Source organism: Frankia sp. CgJB1 (assembly GCF_977947065.1).
The window spans coordinates 1-2,679 of the sequence record NZ_CDWTNB010000288.1; the positions used below are offsets into that span (position 1 = coordinate 1).

The 2,679-nt window shown below is 71.7% G+C and carries 3 protein-coding genes and 1 pseudogene; all 4 read right to left on the reverse strand.

The features are described from left to right. Positions 1 to 628, reverse strand: a pseudogene (locus tag AC08OT_RS19950) (protein translocase subunit SecD); the annotation flags it as partial. Positions 629 to 775: 147 nt separating this feature from the next. Further along, entirely contained in the window at positions 776 to 1,264 is a 489-nt protein-coding gene (gene yajC, locus AC08OT_RS19955) for a preprotein translocase subunit YajC (RefSeq protein WP_476603200.1), read from the reverse strand. A gap of 185 nt (positions 1,265 to 1,449) precedes the next feature. Then, on the reverse strand, positions 1,450 to 2,496 hold the full coding sequence (gene ruvB, locus AC08OT_RS19960) for a Holliday junction branch migration DNA helicase RuvB (RefSeq protein WP_476591783.1): 1,047 nt from the start codon (positions 2,494 to 2,496) through the stop codon (positions 1,450 to 1,452). After that, positions 2,489 to 2,679 (reverse strand): hypothetical protein (locus tag AC08OT_RS19965; protein WP_476603201.1); only part of this gene is annotated, 191 nt, incomplete at its 5' end. The genes ruvB and AC08OT_RS19965, both read right to left, overlap by 8 nt.

Sequence of the window (2,679 nt, forward strand, 5' to 3'; positions counted from 1 at the left end):
GAGAAGCCGAGGCCGCGCTCACCGCGGGCGTGCCCGCGGCGGCCAGCGACACCGGCTGGGCGATCAGGCCGCGGCCCGTACCGTCACCGAGTGCGGCCGGTTTGTTCGACGCAGCGGGTGCCTGGGATGATGGCGCGATGCTCGGCGTGCTCTGGCTGGCCGTCGGGGCCGACTGGCCCGTCGCGCCCGGCGTGGGTGCGGGGACCGCCCCAGTGGGGGTGGGAATGGGCCCCGGGGTGGCCTGGCCGGACGTGGCGACCTCACGGAAACGCAGTTCGGCGGTCTGCCCGACCAGATCCACGACGTCGTTGCGGCCGCGGCCGGGCACCGAGATGTCGATCTGGTTGCCGGTGCGATGAACCTCGGACTCAGCGACGCCCAAGCCGTCAACGCGCTGCCGGATGATGTCGACGGCCTGGTTGACGGCACCGCTGTCGACGTTGTTCCCCTGCGTGGCACGAGGCGTGAGGATGACGCTCGTCCCGCCCTGCAGGTCGAGCCCGAGCCGGGGCTTCCAGTTTCCGGTAGCGGCCATGAGGCCGTAGAGGACGACGATCAGACCGCCGAGGATCCCCAGCCGGGTCCAGACGGAGATTCCCCTGGATACCCGTGCCGAGCCGCGTGCCACCTGCGAGTCCCTTCCTCACGCGCCGGTATGCCGGCGCTCGTTCGTCTCGCCGCTGCCCGGACCGGCGGTGCCCAAAGTATCCGAACGAATGTCACCGAGGGTGCGTTCCGCTCCCCGAACGGTAGTGCTCGGTCAGGTGACCAGCGGTCATAGCTCCTTGCGGGGCGGGTGTGTCGTTTCACCGCCCGTGCCGCCGTCCCCACCGGGAGGCGACGCCTCGGCGCCACCAGGGCCACCAGGGCCACCAGGGCCACCAGGGCCGTCGGAACCGTCGGAACCGTCGTCGTGCGACTGCGGTTCCCCGGAGGACTCCCCGCCGTCCCCGGCTCCGTCGGGCGTACTGATCACCCGGGCGATCGCGCTGCGCGAGAAGCGGCAGACGACATCGGGCGCAACTTCCAGCAGGACGTCACCGTCCTCCAGCTCGACGACCGTGGCGTAGAGACCAGCGGTGGTCGTCACCAGGGTACCGGGAACGATCCGCGACATCTGCTGCTGTTGCGCCTTGGCGCGGCGCCGCTGCATCGAGAAGAAGTAGACGATCACCAGGATGAGGATCAGCGGGAACAGGAGCCCGCTGATCGAACTGCCCCCGTCCTTGTCGGCCGTCACCGAAGCTGCCACGAGTACGTGCACGTCCTGCCCTCCTGATGTGTTGCGGCGATCGTACGTATCGATCGGATGCCCGTGGTGGGCAGGGCGGTTGTGCCCGGCGCGCAGGACCTCCTCCGGCCGGAATGGCCGGTGTTACGAGGACGGCTCACCCAGGACGAACCAATCACCTTCAGTGGCCGCTCCCCGGCCGACCGGCCCTCTCACAGTCATTCTCCCTCGGTAAACAGCGAGACCTGGGTACGGCCGAGCGGATCGGTGACGGGGTCCAGACCGAGGTGCTCGAAGGCGGCGGGGGTGGCCGTCCGGCCCCGGGCGGTACGGATCAGCAGGCCGGCACGCAGCAGGAACGGCTCGGCCACGTCCTCCACCGTCTCCGGTTCCTCCCCGACCGACACGGCGAGCGTGGTGAGCCCGACCGGACCGCCGCCGAACCGGGTGACCAGCGCCTCCAGCACGGCCCGGTCGAGGCGGTCCAGTCCGAGCCCGTCGACGTCGTAGATCCGCAGCGCCGCCTGGGCGATCTCGCGGGTGACCACGCCGTCGGCCCGCACCTCCGCGTAGTCGCGCACCCGGCGCAGCAACCGGTTGGCGATGCGGGGCGTACCACGCGACCGGCCAGCGACCTCGGCGGCTCCCTCGGCGGTGAGGGTGACCCCCAGCAGGCCGGCCGAGCGAGTCAGCACCCGGGCGAGCTCGTCGGCGTCGTAGAAGTCCAGATGGGCGGTGAACCCGAACCGGTCCCGCAGCGGGCCGGTCAGCAGGCCCGACCGAGTCGTGGCCCCGACCAGCGTGAATGGCGACACGTCGAGGGGGATCGCGGTCGCGCCCGGGCCCTTGCCCAGGATGACGTCAACCCGGAAGTCCTCCATCGCGGCGTAGAGCAGTTCCTCGGCTGGCCGGGCGATCCGGTGGATCTCGTCGAGGAACAGGACCTCTCCCGGGGAGAGTGCGGTGAGGATCGCGACGAGGTCCCCGGCGCGTTCGATCGCCGGCCCACTGGTCATCCGCAGCGGAGCCTCGAGCTCCTGCGCCATGATCATCGCAAGGCTGGTCTTACCCAGACCGGGCGGGCCCGACAGCAGGACGTGGTCCGGCGGGCGACCGCGCGCCCGTGCCCCCTCGAGCATGATCGTAAGCTGCTCGCGCACCTTACGCTGGCCGACGAACTCAGCCAGGGTGCGCGGACGCAACCCGGCCTCGAAGGCGCGCTCCTCGGGACTCGCCGCGGCGGACACCAGGCCGTCGTCACTCATGTCCCACCTCCGCGTACCCCCGCCCCCCGGCGTACTCCCGCTCCGGCTGACCGCCGCCCCGGCTACCCTCGCCCCGGCTGACCAGCGCCCGACGCGGCCGCGCGCCGCCTGGCGGCGTCACAACGGCCCTCACCTGCGTAGCACGGCGAGGCTCGCGCGCAGCAGTGCCGCGGCGTCGGGCGG